19 protein-coding genes and 1 riboswitch are annotated in these 19,855 nt (G+C 68.6%); of the genes, 11 read left to right on the top strand and 8 right to left on the bottom strand.

From position 1 onward, the window contains the following. Positions 1-33 precede the first annotated feature (33 nt). On the top strand, positions 34-600 hold the full coding sequence (locus PTQ19_RS00685; protein ID WP_179409414.1) for a PadR family transcriptional regulator: 567 nt from the start codon (positions 34-36) through the stop codon (positions 598-600). Here PTQ19_RS00685 and PTQ19_RS00680 read toward each other — a convergent pair. Genes PTQ19_RS00680 through PTQ19_RS00660 form a run of 5 tightly spaced genes read right to left on the bottom strand, consistent with a single transcriptional unit; the run spans position 582 to position 5,611 of the window. After that, positions 582-1,469, bottom strand: a complete 888-nt coding sequence (locus PTQ19_RS00680; RefSeq protein WP_274368061.1) for a ribokinase — start codon at positions 1,467-1,469, stop codon at positions 582-584. The genes PTQ19_RS00685 and PTQ19_RS00680 overlap by 19 nt on opposite strands. Continuing rightward, the gene (locus PTQ19_RS00675) at positions 1,469-2,827 is read right to left on the bottom strand and encodes an NtaA/DmoA family FMN-dependent monooxygenase (RefSeq protein WP_179409416.1); all 1,359 of its coding nucleotides are present in this window, start codon (positions 2,825-2,827) and stop codon (positions 1,469-1,471) included. Before PTQ19_RS00675 ends, PTQ19_RS00680 begins: the two co-directional genes overlap by 1 nt. A 33-nt stretch (positions 2,828-2,860) precedes the next feature. Beyond that, positions 2,861-3,712, bottom strand: a complete 852-nt coding sequence (locus tag PTQ19_RS00670; protein WP_206822638.1) for an ABC transporter permease — start codon at positions 3,710-3,712, stop codon at positions 2,861-2,863. Then, positions 3,705-4,508 (bottom strand): ABC transporter ATP-binding protein, encoded by an 804-nt coding sequence (locus tag PTQ19_RS00665; protein WP_274368060.1) that lies wholly within the window; start codon positions 4,506-4,508, stop codon positions 3,705-3,707. The genes PTQ19_RS00670 and PTQ19_RS00665 overlap by 8 nt, the downstream gene beginning before the upstream one ends. Then, the gene (locus PTQ19_RS00660; RefSeq protein WP_206821311.1) at positions 4,505-5,611 is read right to left on the bottom strand and encodes an ABC transporter substrate-binding protein; all 1,107 of its coding nucleotides are present in this window, start codon (positions 5,609-5,611) and stop codon (positions 4,505-4,507) included. The genes PTQ19_RS00665 and PTQ19_RS00660 overlap by 4 nt, the downstream gene beginning before the upstream one ends. Positions 5,612-5,794: 183 nt before the next feature. Here PTQ19_RS00660 and PTQ19_RS00655 point away from each other — a divergent pair, with 183 nt between their 5' ends. The 4 genes from PTQ19_RS00655 (at position 5,795) to PTQ19_RS00640 (ending at position 8,915) form a co-directional block, all read left to right on the top strand. Then, on the top strand, positions 5,795-6,301 hold the full coding sequence (locus tag PTQ19_RS00655; RefSeq protein ID WP_410340484.1) for a flavin reductase family protein: 507 nt from the start codon (positions 5,795-5,797) through the stop codon (positions 6,299-6,301). Positions 6,302-6,303: 2 nt separating this feature from the next. After that, positions 6,304-6,732 carry a riboflavin kinase gene (locus PTQ19_RS00650; RefSeq protein ID WP_274368059.1) on the top strand — a complete coding sequence of 143 codons (429 nt, stop codon included), beginning with the start codon at positions 6,304-6,306 and terminating at the stop codon, positions 6,730-6,732. A 4-nt stretch (positions 6,733-6,736) separates the two neighbouring features. After that, positions 6,737-7,516, top strand: coding sequence for an HAD family hydrolase (locus tag PTQ19_RS00645; protein WP_179409419.1), 780 nt, complete (start codon positions 6,737-6,739; stop codon positions 7,514-7,516). A 9-nt stretch (positions 7,517-7,525) separates the two neighbouring features. Beyond that, a riboswitch (TPP riboswitch) is annotated at positions 7,526-7,633 on the top strand. Then, the gene (locus tag PTQ19_RS00640; RefSeq protein WP_274368058.1) at positions 7,623-8,915 is read left to right on the top strand and encodes an MFS transporter; all 1,293 of its coding nucleotides are present in this window, start codon (positions 7,623-7,625) and stop codon (positions 8,913-8,915) included. It overlaps the preceding riboswitch by 11 nt. Positions 8,916-9,165: 250 nt before the next feature. Here PTQ19_RS00640 and PTQ19_RS00635 read toward each other — a convergent pair whose 3' ends face one another. After that, positions 9,166-9,801, bottom strand: coding sequence for a class II aldolase/adducin family protein (locus tag PTQ19_RS00635; protein WP_206822635.1), 636 nt, complete (start codon positions 9,799-9,801; stop codon positions 9,166-9,168). Between the two features lie 68 nt (positions 9,802-9,869). Further along, positions 9,870-10,586: a GntR family transcriptional regulator gene (locus PTQ19_RS00630; protein ID WP_179409422.1), complete on the bottom strand. Its 717-nt coding sequence runs from the start codon at positions 10,584-10,586 to the stop codon at positions 9,870-9,872. A 178-nt stretch (positions 10,587-10,764) separates the two neighbouring features. Between PTQ19_RS00630 and mtnA the strand changes: the two genes are divergently transcribed. The 5 genes from mtnA (at position 10,765) to mtnK (ending at position 16,863) form a co-directional block, all read left to right on the top strand. Next, the gene (gene mtnA / locus PTQ19_RS00625) at positions 10,765-11,787 is read left to right on the top strand and encodes an S-methyl-5-thioribose-1-phosphate isomerase (protein ID WP_274368057.1); all 1,023 of its coding nucleotides are present in this window, start codon (positions 10,765-10,767) and stop codon (positions 11,785-11,787) included. A gap of 36 nt (positions 11,788-11,823) precedes the next feature. Then, positions 11,824-12,936 (top strand): substrate-binding domain-containing protein, encoded by a 1,113-nt coding sequence (locus tag PTQ19_RS00620; protein WP_274368056.1) that lies wholly within the window; start codon positions 11,824-11,826, stop codon positions 12,934-12,936. 82 nt (positions 12,937-13,018) lie between these two features. Beyond that, complete coding sequence (locus PTQ19_RS00615; protein WP_274368055.1) at positions 13,019-14,548, top strand: sugar ABC transporter ATP-binding protein; 1,530 nt, start codon at positions 13,019-13,021, stop codon at positions 14,546-14,548. Between the two features lies 1 nt (position 14,549). Beyond that, on the top strand, positions 14,550-15,596 hold the full coding sequence (locus tag PTQ19_RS00610) for an ABC transporter permease (RefSeq protein ID WP_206550767.1): 1,047 nt from the start codon (positions 14,550-14,552) through the stop codon (positions 15,594-15,596). 46 nt (positions 15,597-15,642) lie between these two features. Then, positions 15,643-16,863, top strand: a complete 1,221-nt coding sequence (mtnK, locus tag PTQ19_RS00605; protein WP_274368054.1) for an S-methyl-5-thioribose kinase — start codon at positions 15,643-15,645, stop codon at positions 16,861-16,863. Positions 16,864-16,984: 121 nt separating this feature from the next. On the opposite strand, the gene PTQ19_RS00600 is transcribed toward mtnK, so the two are convergent. Beyond that, the gene (locus PTQ19_RS00600) at positions 16,985-17,218 is read right to left on the bottom strand and encodes a PLDc N-terminal domain-containing protein (RefSeq protein ID WP_274368053.1); all 234 of its coding nucleotides are present in this window, start codon (positions 17,216-17,218) and stop codon (positions 16,985-16,987) included. 260 nt (positions 17,219-17,478) lie between these two features. Here PTQ19_RS00600 and purL point away from each other — a divergent pair, with 260 nt between their 5' ends. Beyond that, positions 17,479-19,800, top strand: a complete 2,322-nt coding sequence (gene purL, locus PTQ19_RS00595; protein WP_274368052.1) for a phosphoribosylformylglycinamidine synthase subunit PurL — start codon at positions 17,479-17,481, stop codon at positions 19,798-19,800. Positions 19,801-19,855: the final 55 nt, after the last annotated feature.

Here is a 19,855-nt window from a genome sequence, read left to right as displayed (position 1 = left end):
GTCAATACAACGCACGCCCCCTAGCATGGGGCGATGCGCACATATACGTCTCTGATGGTGCTCGGCGCTGTTCACCAGTTTCAGCCTGTTCACGGCTATTTTCTGCGCCGCGAGCTGTCGACGTGGCACGCCGATGAATGGGCCAACACACGGCCCGGTTCGATCTACAACGCGCTGAAGTCGCTCGTCAAAGACGGATACATCGAAGAAGACGGCACCTCTTCTGAGGGCAACTACCCCGCCCGCACGACCTACCGCATGTCATCGACCGGCGAGGTCGAGCTGCTGCGCATGGTGCGCGACGTGCTGTGGGACGTACAGACCTTCGACACCCGCAGCGCCCTGGCGCTGGTGTCGTTCATGTTCGTGCTCACCCGTGCCGAGGTGGTCGCCGGCATCGAACACCGCATCACCAAGATCGACGCGCTGATCACCACCAACACCTTCCACGTCGAAGACACCCTCAAGTCTGAGACGACGCCCACCTACGTGCGCGAGATCTTCGACCTCGCCTCGGCCCGCCTGCGCGCCGAGCAGACCTGGGCGCAGACCCTGCTCGAGCGCGTGCAGGCGGGCGAGTATCAGTTCGCGGGCGAGTAGACCCCCGCCACCAGACCGCGCACCGCCTCCGCGCTCAGCGCATCGGGCTGCGCTCCGCGATGCTGCGCCACGATCGCCCCGGCGGCGGCACCGTCGAACGTGGCAGAGCGGATGCTGTCACCCCGCGCCAACGCCGCGGCGAAGCCGCCGCAGAATGCATCCCCGGCCCCCGTGGTGTCGACCGGCGTGATCGGGAACGCCGGCACGTGGAAGGGCTCCTCGCCCCGGCCGAACACCGATACGCCCTCTGCCCCACGGGTCTGCACGACGGTCGTCCGCTCACGCAGGGCATCCAGTCCGCCGAGCGCGGCAGCCTCGGACTCGTTGACGATCAGCACGTCGACGAACGGCAGCATCTGCCACGTCGCGACGTGCGCCGGCGCGGCGTTGAGCACCGTCGTGACCCCATACGCCCGCGCCGCGCGCAGCGCCTCGGCGGCCACCTCGGTCTCGATCTCCAGCTGGGTCAGCAGCACGCGGGCGCCGCGCACCGCGGCCGCCGCATCCTCGCCGCGCACCCGTCCGTTCGCGCCCTGCGCCACCACGATGCTGTTCTCGGCACCCGGCAACGAGAACACATAGGCCACGCCGGTGACGGCATCGGTATCGACGACGCAGTCGCCGTCCACACCGCTGGCCGCCATCGCGTCCCGCAGCATCGCGCCATCGGCATCCGCCCCGACCGCACCGCACATGCGCACGGCAGCACCGCACCGCGCGGCCGATACCGCCTGGTTCAGTCCTTTACCGCCCGGATACGAGCCGAGCCCGGCGCCGAGCACGGTCTCGCCCGGCTGAGGCAGCCGGGCGAGACCGACATAGCGGTCTGCGTTGATGCTTCCGACGACGCAGACGGGGCCCGAATCCATCAGACCGCGCTCGCGACCCGCGCACGGTGCGCAGCAGCCGGGTGGTTCTCGGGGATCGTCGCCTCATCGGCACCGACCAGCCGCTCGCGCAGGGTGGCCCCCACGCTCTCACCCAGGGCCCCGCGCTCACGCAGGATCGGCAGCACCTGCTCGACGAAGTCGATCGTCGAACCGGGCTGGATCACCGGCGCCAACAGGAAGCCGTCCAGGTCGGCGCCCTCGGCGAGCTCGATGATGCGGTCGGCGACGTCTTCGGCGGTGCCGACGAACGCCTTCGACCCGGCACCGTGCTCGTGCCAGTCCTTGAGCACATCGCCCACGGTCTTGCCGGCGAAGCGCGATACCTGCGACTGCGACAGCTCGGTGTGCAGATCGGTCATCGGGGTCGCCGGGTCGTACGACGACAGGTCGAGCCCCGTGAACCACGCGTAAGACGCCACCGTGACCTCGGGGGTCTGCGAGTCGAGCACCTCCTGGTAGCGGCGCTGCGCGTCTTCACGCGTCTCACCGATCACGCAACGGAACTCGGCCATCACACGCACCGAATCGGCATCACGACCCGACTCGACCGCCGCGGCACGGATCGCACGGCTGTGCTCGGCCAGCTGCTCGACACTGCCACCGCCGACGAACATGCACTCACCGTGCTTGCCGCCGAATGCGCGACCGGCCGGCGAGGCCCCCGCCTGGAACAGCACCGGCGTGCCCTGCGGCGAGTACGCCGAGTTGCCGTAGCCCTCACTGCGGAAGTACGGGCCCTCGTGATGAATCTGGTGCACCTTGGCCGGGTCGGCGAAGTTGCCCTGCTTGTCTTTGGTGAGGGCATCCGGCTCCCACGCGCCCTCCCACAGCTTGTAGACGACCTCGACGAAGTCATCGGCCATGCGGTAGCGCTCGTCGTGCGCCACCATCGGCACGCCGAACGCCTTCACGGCGGTGTCGGCGGTGCCCGTGGTGACGATGTTCCAGCCCACCCGGCCCTTCGAGAGCTGGTCGAGGGTCGCCATCCGCCGCGCGAACGCGTACGGCTGCTCGAGCAGAGTCGACCCCGTCATCACGACGCCCAGCTTGTCGGTGTGGGCGAGAATCGCGGATGCCACGATGAACGGATCCAGTCGAGGCAGATCCAGCCCCTCGACCGACGCCACATCGGGACGCACCCCGTCGACCTCGGCCCAGCCCCAGGCATCGGCGAGGAACAGGAAGTCGAGCCCGCCCTCCTCAGCCACCTTGGCGACCTTGAGCCAATAGTCGAGAGTGTCGTACTGGTCGCGCTCGTTGTCGGGGTGGCGCCAGGTGGCGCGTCCGGTGTCGTTGGCCTGTGCGTTCTCGAACAGACCGAAGTGGAGTTTCCTCACGGTGCTTCCTTTCAGATCAAAGAGTTGTGTCGGTCACTGCGCGGTCGGTTCGCCGTCGCTCCACCACAGCACGCGCTTGCGCACGATGGCGAGGATGCTGATCAGCAGCACCCCCATCAGGCACAGCATGAAGATGCTGGCCCACGTGACCTCGAGGTTCGCCTGCGCCGCCGAGGTGGTCACGAGCGAACCGAGCCCGGCGGCGGTGCCCGCCGCCACGAACTCGGCGACCGCCGCGCCGACCACAGCCAACGGCAGGCTGATGCGCAGCCCGGCGAAGAAGTACGGCATCGACCCGGGGAACCGCAGGTCGCGGAAGATCTCCCACCGCGTCGCGTGCAGGGTGCGGAACACATCGCGCGCCCTGGGGTCGACGCTGCGCAGACCGGCCAGCGAGTTGACCAGCACCGGGAAGAAGACCACGATGCCGGTGATGATGTACTTCGGCAGCATCCCGAAGCCGAACGCGACCACCAGCGCCGGGGCGATGGCGATCACCGGGGTGACCATCACCAGCACGATCAGCGGCATCAGCGCGCGCTCGACGATCTCGAACTCGCTCATCACCACGGCGATCGCGTAGCCCAGGATGATCGCCGCGCCGGCGCCGACCGCGACCTCCTGCAGAGTGATGAAGAAGTTCTGCCAGTACATGCCCGGGTCGTCGAGCAGTGCCGCGGCAACCGCCCCGAGCGAGGGCAGAATGTACGGGTTCGTCAGCGCGACGAGCTCCCAGAGAGCCGCGACGATGACGAACACGACAGCCGTCGGCATCCACACCGCCGGGCGCAGCCACCGACGCAGCTGCGCCACGCCGCCCTCCGCGCCGCGGGCGCCCTGCGCCGCGATCACCTGGGTGTTGGAGATGTTCAGCGTGTCAGACATGAGCGCCCTCCTCCATCACCGCGGCCAGCCGATCGCGCACATACGCCTCGAGGTCGCGGAACTCGTCGCTGGCGTAGGCATCCTCATGCCGGGGCCGGGGCAGGTTCACGTCGATGATCTCGGCGATTCGCCCGGGCCGGGCGGCCATCAGCACGATCCGGTCCGAGAGCACGATGGCCTCGGGCACCGAGTGCGTCACGAACATCACCGACTTGCGGTTGGACTGCCAGAACTCCAGCAACCCCATCCGCTGCTGATCACGATTGATCTCATCCAACGCCGAGAACGGCTCGTCCATCAGCAGGATGTTCGGGTCGAACGCGAACGCCCGGGCGATCGCCACCCGCTGCTGCATGCCGCCCGAGAGCTGCTTCGGGTACTTGTCGAGCGCATGCCCGAGCCCGAACGATGTCAGCAGCTCATCAGGGTCGCGCAGCGAACGGCCGGCGTTCGCCCGTGGGTTGATGCGCACCGGCAGCTTGACGTTCTCGCGCACGGTGCGCCACGGCAGCAGCGCCGGCGCCTGCGGCACCAGACCGATCGTCTTGCGCTTGGTGGCCATGCGCACACTGTCGGATCCGATCATGACCGATCCGCCATCGGCATCCAGCAACCCGGCGACCACCTTGAGCAGCGTCGACTTGCCGCATCCGCTCGGACCGATCACCGACACGAACTCACCGGGAGCGACCGTCAGACTGACATCGTCGAGCGCGAGCATCTCGCGTCCGGGCTGGCCGAACTTCTTCACCAGGTGCGAGATCTGCACACCCTCACCGGCGGCATTGGTCGTCACTGCGCATCACCGGGCCAGATCAGGGCACCATCGGCGTCGTACAAGTCGGCGACGAGGTCGACGTCGATGACCGAGTCAACCGCCGGGATGTCCTTGACCGTGCCGTACTGCTGCACGATCTCGGCGGCGTGCTGCCACTCCTCGATCGCCTGCACGCCCGGCGCGCCTGCGGTGCTGTCGCGCACCCACTGCGACTCGACGGCCCAGGTGCGCTCCTGCTGCTCGAGCGGGAACGCCTTGGCCTGCCCGCCCTCTTCGGCGAGTGCCGTGATGCGCTGCATGCAGTCGGCCTCGTCATCCAGGCAGTGCTGCAGAGCCTTCAGGCTCGCGCGCATGAAGTCCGAGACGGCCTCGGGGTGCTTCGCCAGGAACTCGGAGTTGACCTCCATGACGTTGTAGGTGCCATCGACGCCGAGGTCCTCGGGCAGGAACTTCGAGTAGGCGGCATCCATCGCGTCGAGAGTGGCGCACTGGTTGGAGGCGTAGCCGACGACCGCGTCGACCTGACCGCGCAGCACGACGGTGGGGTCGTAGTTGGTCATCTTGATGAAGTCGACCTTCGACTCGTCGACATCCGCGGCATCCAGCATCGCCCCCGCCACCGGCGTGAGGTTGATGAAGTAGCCGAGCGTGCCGCCCTCGAGGTCCTTGAGCGACTTCACCTTCTCGTTCGCGAAGATGCAGAACGGAGAGGTCGTGCCGTACGTGGCGACGGCGGTGAGGTTCTTGCTGTTCGCGGCGGCCATCAGCACGTCCTCGGCCGAGCCGAGGGCGGTGAACTGCGCCTTGCCGGACGACACGAGCTGCTGGCCGTTGCCGCCGGCGGCATTGATCTCGACGTCGAGGCACAGGTCGTCGAAGTATCCGAGGTCGTCGGCCATGAACACATCGAGCTGTCCGGCGCTGGCCGAGTATCCATAGCCGGAGATGTAGGTGATGGTGCCGGCATCGGCGTTGCGCTGGCAGTCTTCCTGGCTGATCAGCGCGTCATTCGGGGTATCGCCGCTGTCTGCCGGTGAGCTGCTGCACGCCGCGAGCGTGAGCGCTCCGAGGAGGACCCCGCTCAGGATGACCGCTCGTCTTTCTCGGGTAATGAGGTTCATCAAACGCTGCCTTTCGTCATTGAGGGCTGGTTCGAGTGACTCTAGTCAAGTTTGAGTGATTCATGCAAGAGTGGATTCCGTGGCCACCCCGGGGCCGAGCGCCCCACAGGTCGCGACTTGCGCACGTCGAGGAATCGAGTGCTAGCGTGACTGAACAACTTTGACTAGTTCATTGGAGGATCAGTGTTGATCGAAACCACCCCGTCCGAGATGCCCCTCGCCCTGCGCCTGCGCCGCGCGTTCTCGTCGTTCCCCACCGGTGTCGTCGCCGTCTGCGCCCTGCCCGACGGCGAAGACTCCCCCGTGGGGATGGCGATGAACTCGTTCACGTCGATCTCGCTCGACCCGGCGCTGGTGGCCATCAGCGTCGCCAACACCTCACGCACCTGGCCCCGGCTCGCCGAAGCCACCTCGGTCGGCGTCAGCGTGCTGGGTCACGGGCAAGAGCACGCAAGCCGCAGCCTCTCGGCCCGCGAGGGCGACCGGTTCGAGAACGTCGACTGGGTCGCCGACGAGAGCGGAGCAGTGCACCTCGAAGGCGCGGCACTCTGGCTCACCTGCCACTTCCACCGCCTGGTCGAAGCCGGCGATCACACCATCGCCCTGCTGGGCATCGACGGCCTGCAGCACTTCGACGAGGTCGAGCCACTCGTGTTCCACCAAAGCCGCTATCGCTCGATCGTGGCCTGAACGTGCAGCCCACGACACTGGCCGGCACCGTCGTGCACGGCGACGGCCGTGGGCACGGACTCGGATTCCCGACCGCGAATCTGCACGTGCCGCACGTCGGCTGCCCCGACGGCGTCTACGCCGCCTGGGCGCGCGTCGCCGATGAGCCGCTCTGGCGCGAAGCGACCGTCAGCATCGGCGACAACCCGACGTTCGGCGACGTCACCGACACTCGCGTCGAATGCCACATCCATGATTTCAGCGGAGACCTGTACGGCACCCACGCCACCGTCGTGCTGGTCAGCCTGATCCGCGACATGCGATCATTCGAGGATGTCGCCGGACTCATCGAGAGAACCGCCGCAGACCTCGTCGTCTCCCGACGACTCCTCGCGGCGGCCCCGCCACCCGGCATCCACCACGCACCGGCAGACCCTCCCGGCATCGACTGAGACCATGCTCATCGCGACCGACCTCGACGGCACCCTCATCCCCAACGCCGGCACCACGGTGCGGGCGTTCACCGCGGGCGTGCTCGAACGCCTCGACCGGCAGGGCGTGCCCGTCGTGTTCGTCACCGGGCGCCCGCTGCGCTGGCTCGAAGGGCTCTGGCCGCACGTCGGCGCGCACGGCGTCGCGATCGCGTCCAACGGCGCAATCACCTTCAACGTGCCCGGTCGTGAAGTCACCCACCTGGCGGGCATCACCCCCGCCGACGGTCTCGAACTGTGCCGCCACATCGCCGACGAGATGACGGGCGCCCAGTTCGCCATCGAGTGCGTCGACGGCATCCGCCTCGATCCGACCTACCCGGCGAGCGCGCGCGGCGGCGCCGCACCGCGCCGGGCGGCGCTGCCCGACATCTGGGACGCCCCCGCCGCCAAGCTGCTGGTGCGCCACCCCGACCTCGCCGGCGACGAGTTCACCTCACGGCTGGCCGACGTCGTCGGCGACCGCGCGACAGTCACCTGGTCGGTACAGGGCCTCGCCGAGATCAGCGCCCCCGGCGTGACCAAGGCCAGCGCACTCGCCCGACTCTGCGATGACCTCGGCGTGCCGTCGGCACAGGTGCTCGCGTTCGGCGACATGCCCAACGACATCCCGATGCTGCAATGGGCCGGCACGGCCTACGCCGTCGCCGACGCACACCCCTCGGTGCAGGCCATCGCACACCGCATCGTGCCCACGTGCGCCGAAGAAGGCGTGGCGCAGACACTCGACCGGCTCATCCCGTAGCTAGGCTGTTGTCGTTCACACGGGAGCCCGGGTACGGGCTGAGAGGGCGCTGCCACCGCGCCGACCGTCTTACCTGATGCGGATCATGCCGCCGTAGGGAGTCGATATGTGGCGCACCGTCGCCGAGCCCACCCACACGCCCACCACCCGTCGCTCGCGGTCCCGTCCCGCCGTGCGCGCCGGCCTACTCGGCAACTTCGTCGACCAGTTCGACATCTTTCTGCCGATCATCGCACTCGCCCCCGTCGCCGCCCTCGTACTCGGGCCCGAGAGCGCGGCTGCCCAGACCGGACTCATCTTCGTCGCCACGCTCTTCGGACGCCCCCTCGGCGCCGCGATCTTCGGCAGCATCGCCGACCGCCACGGCCGCACCAGAACCACGAAGATCGCGATCGCCGGCATCGCCATCACCACGCTGATGATCGCGTTCATCCCCGGCCACGACATCGGCGGCATCTGGACACTGTGGACCTTCGTGGCCCTGCGCTTCGTCGGCGGCATCTTTCTCGGCGGCGAATACACCGCGGCGATCCCCCTCGCCATGGAATGGACCTCACCACGCCGCCGCGGCATGCTCAGCGGCGGCATCATGGCCATGTCACCCCTGGCCAACGCCACCATCGCCGCACTCACCCTGCTGCTCGTGCAGACCCTCGGCGTGCAGGACTACGCCGCCTGGGGATGGCGCCTGCCATTCATCGTCGGCGGCATCATGGCCGTCGGACTGCTCTGGTACTACTCCGCTCATGTCGTGGACGCGCCGGCGGCAGCATCCGCTCCCCGTCGCGCGCACCCGGTGCGCGACATCCTCGCCGGACCCTACCGCCATCAGCTCTGGCAGGTCTTCGTGCTGATGACCGGGCTGTGGCTGTTCACGCAGATGGCCATTCCGGTGCTCACCGGCATGCTGCGCGACGCCCCGCAGGTCGGGCCGTCAGAGGTCGCCTTCATCATGCTGATCGCCACGCTCGTCTCGGCCGTGAGCATGTTCACCGCCGGAGTGGCCTCGCAACGCCTCGGGCGCCGCCGGTTCTTCATCATCTTCGGCGCAGTCGCACTCATTGCCGCGCCGCTGGCCTTCGCCTGGGCGCTGGGCTCGCACGGAGCCGGCCTGATCGTCGCCGTCACCCTCGTGCAGGTCGTCACCGTCTCGGCCTACGGCCCCGTCGGCGCCTACCTCGCCGAACGCTTCACGACCGGGGTGCGCTCCAGCGGATACGGCGTCGGCTACTCGCTCTCGATCGTCGTGCCGGCGTTGTACCCGTACTGGCTGCCGGGCCTGCAGGCCGGCCTCGGGCCGGTGCTCGCCGTGTGCGCCGTGCTCGCTGTGGCATCCGCCCTGCTGGTCGCCGGGGCCGCGCTCGGCCCCGAACCCGCCCGCGACGCTCCGCTGGCGTAGCGCGCGCTGCGCCCGCCGCGCGCGCCGCTGCCCGCCGCGCGCGCCGCTGCCCGCCTGCCTGCCTGCCTGGCCTGCCTGCCCTGCGGCCACCCCCGCTGAGAAACCACTTCCCGTTTGAGAAACCACGTGGCTGGTGGTTTCTCAAACGGGAGATGGTTTCTCAGCGGATGGGAGTGGGCGCGAGCGCGGCGCGAGCGCGGGCGGGCGCGGCGCGAGCGCGGGCGAGCGCGCGCGGGCGCGAGCGAGCGGGTCAGGCGTGGTGCAGGTGAGGCTCCGACTCCCAGGGGAAGTCGAGGTCGCCATTGCCGGCGAGGATCGCGCGATAGGTCAGCTCGGCAGCGTTCTCAAGGTTCAGCGCGCGCCGCAGCGCCATGTCGCAGTCGTCGCCGACGGTCGTCGATCCGTGGTTGCCCATGATGACGCAGTTGTGCTCGGCGAGCTGCTCAGCGGCGGTGTCGGCGAGCTCATCCGACCCGTTCGGGTAGTACGGCGTGCGGCCGACCGATCCCACGTAGTACGCGTGGTCGAGAGTCACCAGACGGATGGGCCGGCGCAGCGCGTCGAGCAGGATCGCGTGAGCGGGATGCACGTGCACGACCGACCCGACGTCGGGGCGCGCACGATAGGCGCGCTGGTGCAGCTTCCACTCGCTCGAAGGCTTGGTCGCGCCGTCGACGACGTTGCCACCCAGGTCCATGACGGTGAACGAGGTCTCATCCAGGCGATTCAGCCAGGTACCCGACGCCGTCACCACGAAACGGTCGGCGTCAAGCCGGATCGACAGATTGCCGGCGCTGGCCAGAGCCAAGCCGGACTGCACGATCTCAGAGCCGGCGCGGATGAGCTGCTGCACGGCATCAGCAACGGATGTGGAGTGGTTCGTCATCGAGTCTGTCCCAATCGCTCAGAAGCTGTTGTCTGACAACACTACTGGACGAAAGTGACGACGAGAAGTCACGCGTGTCGAATGATCGAGAACGTGTAGCGCCCGTCGATGAAGTAGGTGCGCGAGTAGGCGACCGCACGCTCGGTCTGGTCGTAGTGCACCTGATCGAGCAGCAGCGCCAGGCCGTTGCGCCCCTGCGGGGCATCCCAGATCACATGGTCGGCGACGACGGGGTGGATCTCGGCGACCGCGCGCACCGGGATGATGCCGCGAGCCTCGCGCAGATACCCGAACACCGATCCGTCGAGCACCTCAGGGGACTCCCCCTCGGGGAAGACCCCGATCGGCAGCAGGTCGTACGAGTACGCGACGACCTCGTCGTCCGCGAGGATCACACGGCGCGTCTCGAGCGCGAGGTCGTTCGCCGTCAGCTCCAGCTTCGCCGCCTCTTCCGGAAGCAGCGGCCTGATCGTGCGGCTGCGGTAGCGCATGCCCGGCTCGCGCCCGGTGCGGCGGATCGACTCGGTGATGGATTCGAGGCGCTCCAGTCCCGCGGTGACGGCCGGCGGCTCGGACACGAAGGTGCCGACGCCGTGGCGCGTGTGCACGAGCCCGGCGGTCTTCAGCTCACTCAGCGCGGCGCGCACCGTCGGGCGCGAGACCTCGAACGACTCGCCGAGTTCCGACTCGGTCGGCAGGCGGTCACCCACCGGGTAGGTGCCGTCGCCGATGCCCGCGCGGATGCCCGCGACCACCGCATCGACGCGGGATGCCCTCCGTGCCATCGCGAACCCCTCCATCGCTCGGTCTGCCGTTGTCGACCCGGCCGCTCCAGTGCGGCCACGGGTCGTAGAGACATCATGTCAGATCGCCCAGTTGTTTGCTCTTGTTGACATGGTTGTCTGACAACTGCTAGCGTCCCGGCTGTACCCCGACGACGGAGTACGCGAAAGGAGAGACACGGTGGTTAAAGCGATCGAATGGATTGAGGATGCCGACGGCCCGGCCGTGCGGATCATCGACCAGACCGTGCTCCCGACCGTTGAGTCCTACCTCGACCTGCGCACCGTCGATCAGCTCGTCGACGCGATCGCGCGTCTCGCTGTTCGCGGAGCACCCGCACTCGGCGCGGCCGGCGGCTACGGTGTCGCCCTCGCCGAGCGCCAGGGCGGCGCAGAAGGATGGAGCGCCGATCGACTCGACGCAGAGATCGAGCGGGTGGCCCTGGCTCGTCCGACGGCCGTGAACCTCGAATGGGGCGCCCGCCGCGTGGACGCCGTGCGCCGCACCGGCTCGGGACAGGCTCTCGCTGAGGCACACCGCATCGCCGAAGAGGACGAGGCCGCGAACCGCGAACTCTCGCGGCTCGGCGCGGACTGGCTGCTCGAGCGCACCGGCAAGCGTCCGCTGCGTGCACTCACCCACTGCAACACCGGCGCCCTGGCGACGACGGCATGGGGCACCGCATACGGCGTGCTCAAGGAACTGCACGAGCGCGGCGCGCTCGAGCTCGTCTACGTCGACGAGACGCGTCCGCTGCTGCAGGGCACCCGCCTCACGAGCTGGGAGCTCGCGAAGGACGGCATCCCCCACGTCGTCGAGGTCGACGGCGCCGCCAGCAGCACCATCCTGCGCGGACTGGTCGACTTCGCCGTGATCGGCGCCGACCGCATCGCCGCCAACGGCGACACCGCCAACAAGATCGGCTCGGTCTCGGTGGCGTTGGCGGCGCACCGCGCCGGCATCCCCTTCCTGGTGGCGGCACCGATGTCGACCGTCGATGCCACCCTGGCCTCGGGCGACCTCATCGAGATCGAGGAGCGTGACGAGAACGAGGTGCTCGCCTTCGGCGGCACCACGATGTCGGCTCCGGGCGTGCGCGGATTCAACCCGGCCTTCGACGTCACCCCGTACGACCTGATCAGCGGCATCGTCACCGAGCACGGCGTGGTCGAGCCGACGGTCACCCAACCCGCTTTCGCCTGAACGCGATCAGCCGAAGCATCCAAGAAAGGAATCGCAATGAAGCGCATGTCATCCCGGAGCCTGCGGCGCAGGCTCGCCGCGACCGGAACGGTCGGACTGACCGCCGTACTGGCACTCACCGCCTGCAGCCAGGGCGCGCCGGCCACGCAGGAGTCCGCCGACTCCGGTGCTGTCAGCGAGGCGAGCAGCGAGATGCCCGCAGAGCTGGTCGGCGCCAAGGTCGCCATCGTTCAGCAGTCCGGCCAGGGCGACTACTTCCAGCAGTACCTCAACGGCACGCGCCAGCAGGCCGAAGCCCTCGGCTTCGAGCTTTCGGCCTATGACGCGCAGGGCGACAACGCCACCCAGGCCACTCAGCTCGAGCAGGCGATCTCGTCGGGCGTGGATGCGATCATCGTGCGCCACGGCTTCCCAGACACGCTGTGCCCCGGCGTCAACGACGCCATCAGCAAGGGCATCGCGGTCATCGCCTACGACGTCAACGTGTCCGAATGCGCCGACGGCGTGATCCAGACCCAGCAGTCCGACGAGATCATGGCCCAGCTCGTGCTCGACCGCATGCTCGAAGACGTCGGCGAAGGCACGGCCGTCGGCTACGTCAACGTCGAGGGCATCGCGCCGCTCGACCGCCGTGACGCCGTCTGGCGCCAGTTCGTCGCCGACAACGGCTGGGACCAGCTGTTCAAGACCGGCTCGTTCACCAGCTCGTCCGCCAGCGACAGCGCCCCGATGGTCGCGGCCGCAATGCAGGCCAACCCGTCCGTCACCGCGATCTACGCCCCCTACGACGAGTTCACCAAGGGCACGCTGACCGGCCTCGACCAGGTCAGCGGCAGCGACGACGTGCTCGTCTACGGCGCCGACATCTCGAACGCCGACATCGAGCTCATGCGCGCGGAAGGCAGCCGCTGGGTCGCTACCGGCGCGACCGACCCCAACGCGATCGGCGCCGCCGTGCTGCGCACTCTCGCGCTGTCGATGGCCGGTGAGCTCGATGCCGAGCTCGTCGAGTTCCCGCCGGTGCTCGTCACGCAGGAGATGCTGCGCGAGGACGACATCAAGAACATGGAAGACCTGCGCGCCGCCGTCTCTGAGTTGAACCTGTCGCAGGTGTCGACCGCAGACTGGATGTCGGTCGTCAGCTTCTGACGCATCCCACGGTGGGACGGCGCCCCGACGCCGTCCCACCGCCCCCATCGCACACACCCGCTCAGCGAGGAGCACCCACATCATGACCACGCCGCGCGACGCCCACCCGCCCGTTCTCGAGCTGCGCGACATCCGCAAGTCCTTCGGTGCGAACACCGTACTGAAGGGCGTGGATCTCACCCTTCGCCCCGGCCGCATCACCGCACTCCTTGGCGCGAACGGCGCCGGGAAGTCCACGCTCATCAAGGCCCTGTCGGGCGTGCACCAGCCCACCGGCGGCGACATCCTTCTCGACGGTGCCCCGGTGCAGCTGGAGAACCCGATGTCCGCATCCCGGCTGGGTGTGCGCACCGTTCACCAGCGGATCGACGACGCGATCATCCCCGGCCTCAGCGTCGCCGAGAACCTCGTCTTCGAGCAGATCGCCCTCGGCGAGACGCCTTCGATCTCGTCGCCGAAGTCGCTGCTGCCGCGTGCCCGCGAGGTCGCCGCGGCGCTCTCACTCGACTGGGACGACGCGTTCCTGCGCCAGGACGTCTTCGAACTCGGCATCGCCGACTGCCAGATGCTCCTGCTGGCGCGCGCTCTCGTCACCGACCCCAAGGTGCTCATCCTCGACGAGCCGACCTCGACCCTGTCGCAGTCCGAGGCCGAGCGGCTCTTCGAAACCATCCTCGCGCTGCGCGACCGGGGCGTCGCGATCCTGCACGTCTCGCACCGGCTCGCCGAGATCGACCAGCTCGCCGATGACATCGTGGTGCTGCGCGACGGCCGGATCACGGCGACGCAGGAGCGCCCGTTCGACTTCGCCGCCGCCGTCACCTCCATGCTGGGCGAAGGCGCTGAACGTGACATCGAGCAGCTGGTGCACCTGACCGGTGAGCAGGTCGCCCTCGAGATCGACGGCCTGCGCGTGTTCCCCGAATCGCCCGAGATGTCGGTGGCACTGCGCAGCGGAGAGGTCACCGGCGTGATCGGACTGATCGGCGCCGGAAAGACCGAGCTGGCCGAGTACGTGTTCGGCGAGTCCACGGCGTCCGGCACCGGCACGATGAAGCTCGACGGCAAGGCCTACGCACCCCGGCATCCGAAAGACGCGATCGCGCGCGGTGTCTTCCTCGTCCCCGAGGATCGCGCCGCCCAGGGCATGCTGCCCGGCTGGTCGATCGCGCGCACCTTCTCGCTCCCGTTCCTCTCACGCTTCGCCCGCGGCCCGCTGCTGCAGCAGGGTTCCGAGACGACCCGGGCGGCACAGGCGATCACCGACTTCGGGGTCGTCTCGACCGGCCCCGGGCAGTCGGTGGACGCCCTCTCGGGCGGCAACCAGCAGAAGGTCATGGTGGCGCGCTGGATGCAGACCCCGCCCGAGGTGCTGCTGCTCGATGAGCCGTTCCGCGGCGTCGACATCGGCGCCAGGCGCGAGATCGCCAAGCGCGCACGCGAGCAGGCGGCCGACGGCAGTTGCGTGGTGATGCTGTGCAGCGATGTCGACGAGCTGCGTGAGATCGCCGACCGCGTCCTCGTCCTCGTCGAGGGACGCATCACCCTCGACGCCCGTATCGACACAGTTTCCGACGATGAGATCGTCCAGAGCATGACGGAGGTGGCCTGACATGGCCGACACCACGACCCTTCGCGCACAGCAGCGCGAAACCCATCTGGGCGACGTCGTCCGCGACAGCGTGGTGAAGTACGGCTTCATCGCCGTGACGGTCATCGCGTTCGTCTTCTTCGCCTTCACCCAGCCCGCATTCGCAACGCCAGAATCGCTGTTCTCGATGCTGAAGTTCGCCTCGGTCACCGCGATCCTCGGGCTCGGCGTCATGTTCAGCATGATCGTCGGCGGCCTCGACCTGTCGATCGGCTCGGTCGCCGGACTGGCCGTGCAGCTGGTCGCCGTCACGATGGTGTTCTACAACCTCACCGGCGTCACCGCCGTGAGCGTCGCGCTGATCGCCGGTCTGCTGGTCGGCGTGCTCAACGCCTTCCTGATCGTGGTGTGCAAGATCCCCGACCTGCTCGCGACGCTGGGCGTGATGTTCGTGATCCAGGGTGTGAAGCTGATCCCCGTCGCCGGCCAGTCGGTGTCATCCGGAATGATCCTGCCCAACGGCTCGACCGCTCCCGGCAAGTTCGACCCGACCTTCCTGCTCATCGACCGCGGCACCATCGGTCCGGTGCCGATCCCCGTCGTCATCATGCTCGTGCTGGTCGTCGCATCCTGGTTCGTGCTCACCCGCACCACCTGGGGCCGTGTGCTCTACGCGGTCGGCGCGAACCCCGAGGCGGCTCGCCTCTCGGGCATCCGCGTGGGCATGTACCGCGGCAGCGCGTACGTCATCTCGGCACTGTTCGCGTCGGTCGCCGGCATCATCCTGGTCTCACGCATCGGACAGGGCGATGTGAACGCCGGTTCGTCGAGCCTGCTCGAAGCCGTCGCGGTCGCCCTGGTCGGCACCTCGGTGCTCGGCATGGGCAAGCCGAACGCCTGGGGCACGCTGCTCGGCGCCGTGCTCATCGCGATCGTGCTGACCGGTATGACGATGGCCGGATTCCAGTACTACTTCCAGGACACGGCGAAGGGTCTCGTGCTGATCGTGGCGCTGCTGTTCTCGTTCACCCTGTCGCGCCGCAAGTCGCGGTACTCGCCGGCAACATAGCCCGCGGCCGACCCCACCATCAGTCCCCCAACGAAGGAACGGACGAATGTCCCACGAGTACGAATTCCTCACCGAGGCGAACATCGGCGAGTACATCACCGCTCACCCCGAGCTTCAGCAGCGCATCGACGGCTCCGCCCTGGCTGAGATCCGCGAGATCGGCGACGGCAACCTCAACCTCGTCTTCCACGTGCGCGACGCGGCGGGTCGCTCGCTGATCCTGAAGCAGGCACTGCCGTACGTGCGGATGACGGGCGAGGGCTGGCCCATGACGCCCGATCGGGCCCGGCGCGAGGCCGAGTCGCTGGTGGCGCACCACGCCATCAGCCCCGACCTGGTGGTCGAGGTCGTCAAGTACGACCACGACCGGTACATCCTCGCGCTTGAAGACCTGTCGGACCACCGCGTGTGGCGCGGCGCGCTGAACGACGGCGAATGCCACGAGGGCGTCGCCGTCGAGCTCGGACGCTACGTCGCCGGCGTCGCGGTCGGCACCTCGGTGCTCGGACAGAGCCGTGGAGAGGTCGCCGACACCGCGGCACGTTCGCAGAACGCCGAACTGTGCGTCATCACCGAGGACCTCGTCTTCACCGAACCGGTTTTCGACATCGGTCGCAACGCGGTGCTCCCCGAGAACGAGGCGGATGCTGCCGCTCTCGCGGCGGATGCCACATTCGCGACGGCGATGAGCGAGGCGAAGTGGCGATTCATGACCCGCGCCGAGGCCCTGATCCACGGCGACCTGCACACCGGCTCGGTCATGGTGCGCGGCAGCGGCCGGCGCGGTGAGGCCACCGAGTCGGTGAAGGTGTTCGACTCGGAGTTCGCGTTCTACGGCCCCGTCGCCTTCGACATCGGTGCACTGTTCGCGAACTACGCCTTCGCCGCTGCCCGCGCCCGCGCCCAGGGCGATGACGAACGCGCCGCATGGGCACTGTCGCTGATCGAGGAGACCTGGGAGGGCTTCGAAGAGGCCTATCTCGCCGCTGCGGCGAACTGGCACGAGACGAAGCTCTTCGACGACGCGTTCGCGCGGCGCCGGGTGGCCGAGATCCTGCGGGAGTCGGCATTGTTCGCCGCGGCCAAGATGGCACGGCGCATCGTCGGGGCCGCGAAGGTCGCCGACATCGAGACGCTGGAGCCTGCGCTGCGCGCACCCGCGGCCCGTTCGGTGCTCCTGGCCGCCCGTGCACTGGCCGCCGAGTGGACCGACATCACGTCGATCTCGGGCATCCGCGCCACGCTCCGCACCCACCTGCTGCCCTGACGCGGCGCGCTGCGCTCGCCCGCCCGCGCCCGCCGCGCCCGCCGCGTACCCATCCGCTGAGAAACCACCTCCCGTGTGAGAAACCACGTGGGAGGTGGTTTCTCGTGCGGGAAGTGGTTTCTCAGCGGCGCACGGGCCGCGTGCTACGACGACCTACGGCAAGCCAGGCGATCGGGCCGAGCACCGGCACGAGCAGCACGATCAGCACCCAGATCAAGGCCTGCGGTGCGCTGAGCCTCTTCACCGAACGTGCGAGCGAGACCAATGCGACGACCGCCAGAACGACGACCGCTATCGCCAGCGCCGTCCACACGATGTCATAGCCGGCCGGAATCAACGGGTTGCTGGACGTCATGCTCCGAAGCTACCGCCCCCGCCCTCCCTCCGCCTGCCCCCTCGCCTGCCGTCTCACTCGTTGAGAAACCACTTCCCGTGTGAGAAACCACGCGGCAGGTGGTTTTTCGTACGGGAAGTGATTTCTCAGCGGAAGGGCACGCAGCAAGGGCGGGCAGGACGAGGGAGGGCGGAAGGGAACGCAACAAGGGCCGCAAGGCGGGCGGGGCGCGCCCCCAGTAGACTGATCCTGCCCCGCCTCCCTCTTCGCTTGGAGCCCGCGTGACCACCCCGAACACCACCACCACTCACGTTCCCGACTCTGTCGCGAACGCTGCCGCGACGCCTGAGAAGGAGCAGCCCTACGGCGCGCTCGGTCTCAAGGACGACGAGTACGCGCGCATCAGGGAGATCCTGGGCCGCCGCCCCACCTCGGGCGAGCTGGCGATGTACTCGGTGATGTGGTCGGAGCACTGCTCGTACAAGTCGTCCAAGAAGTACCTGCGCCGCTTCGGCGAGAAGGTCTCCGACGAGATGCGCGAGCGCCTGATGGTCGGCATGGGCCAGAACGCCGGTGTCGTCGACGTGGGCGAGGGCTGGGCCGTGACGTTCAAGGCCGAGTCGCACAACCACCCGAGCTTCATCGAGCCGTTCCAGGGCGCGGCGACCGGCGTCGGCGGCATCGTCCGCGACATCATCTCGATGGGCGCTCGTCCCGTCGCGGTCATGGATGCCCTGCGCTTCGGCGCCATCGACCACCCCGACACCCCGCGCGTGGTGCACGGCGTCACCAGCGGCATCAGCTTCTACGGCAACTGCCTGGGTCTGCCCAACATCGGTGGCGAGACCGTCTTCGACGGCGTCTACCAGGCCAACCCGCTCGTCAACGCCCTCGCCGTGGGTGTGCTGCGCCACGAGGACCTCAAGCTCGCCAACGCCACCGGCGTCGGCAACAAGGTCGTGCTGTTCGGCGCCCGCACGGGTGGCGACGGCATCGGCGGCGCCAGCATCCTGGCATCCGACTCGTTCGACGACGGTGGCCCCACCAAGCGTCCCGCTGTGCAGGTCGGCGACCCGTTCGCCGAGAAGGTGCTCATCGAGTGCTGCCTTGAGCTGTACCGCGAAGAGCTCGTCGAGGCCATCCAAGACCTCGGTGCCGCAGGCATCTCGTGCGCGACCAGCGAGCTCGCCGCCAACGGCAACTCGGGCATGCACGTCTCGCTCGACAACGTGCTGCTGCGCGACCCCACCCTGACCGCTGAGGAGATCCTCATGTCGGAGTCGCAGGAGCGCATGATGGCCATCGTCGCCCCCGAGAAGCTCGACGCGTTCCTCGCCGTCGTGAACAAGTGGGACGTCGAGACCAGCGTTCTCGGCGAGGTCACCGGAGACGGCCGTCTCATCATCGACTGGCAGGGTGAGCGCATCGTCGACGTCGACCCGTCGACGGTCGCCGTCGACGGCCCGGTCTACGACCGTCCCGTCGCGTACCCGACGTGGATCGACGCGTTGCAGGCGGATGCTGCCGAAGACCTGCCCCGCTCGAACGAGCCCGACGTGTTGCGGGCGCAGTTCCTCGCGATGCTCGGCTCGCCGAACCTGGCCGACACCAGCTGGATCACCAACCAGTACGACTACTACGTCGGTGGCAACACCGCCCTCGCCTTCCCCGACGACGCCGGCATGATCCGCGTCGACGAGGAGTCGGGTCTGGGCTTCGCGATCTCGACCGACGCCAACGGACGCTACTGCCAGCTCGACCCGTACGCGGGTGCGCAGCTGGCCCTGGCCGAGGCGTACCGCAACGTCGCCGTCACCGGCGCGACGCCGACGGCCATCACCGACTGCCTCAACTTCGGCAGCCCCGAGAACCCCGAGGTCATGTGGCAGTTCGGCCAGACCGTCGACGGTCTGGCCGACGGATGCTACGAGCTGGGCACCCCGGTGACCGGCGGAAACGTCTCGTTCTACAACCAGACCGGTGACGTGCCGATCCACCCGACTCCCCTGGTCGGTGTGATGGGCATCATCGACGACGTCTCGCGTCGCATCCCGTCGGGGTGGCAGGATGCGGGTGAGAACATCTACCTGCTCGGTGTCACCTCGACCGAGCTGTCGGGTTCGGCATGGGCCGACACGGTGCACGACCACCTCGGCGGTCTGCCGCCCAAGGTCGATCTGGCGGGCGAGCGTCGTCTGGCCGGTCTGCTGGGTGCTGCGCGCGAGGAGTGGCTGATCTCGTCGGCGCACGACCTGTCGGAGGGCGGCCTGGGTCAAGCTCTCGCCGAAGGCGTGATGCGCTTCGGCGTCGGCGCCCGCGTATGGCTGACCGAGCTGATGGAGCGCGACGGCGTGGATGCGGCATCCGCGCTCTTCTCGGAGTCGACCGGTCGCGTCATCGTCACTGTTCCCCGCGAGGACGACGTGAAGTTCCGCGGCCTGTGCGAGGGACGCGGCTACCCGGTGCTGCGCATCGGTGTCACCGACACCGAGCCGGCGCTCGAGGTGCAAGACGTCTTCACCGTCTCGGTCGACGAACTGCGTGAGACCTCGCGCGGCACGCTGCCGGCCGTGTTCGGGCCGACGATCGCCACCGACGCCTGAGGCGGGTTCCGCGGCCCGCCGCGGAACCTCCCCCGTGCGCCGCACGGGGGTTCGC

The organism is Microbacterium esteraromaticum (genome assembly GCF_028747645.1).
GTDB classification, from domain to species: Bacteria; Actinomycetota; Actinomycetes; order Actinomycetales; family Microbacteriaceae; genus Microbacterium; species Microbacterium esteraromaticum_C.
Note: the sequence above shows the minus strand (reverse complement) of the source record. Positions and strands in the feature narration are given on the sequence as shown.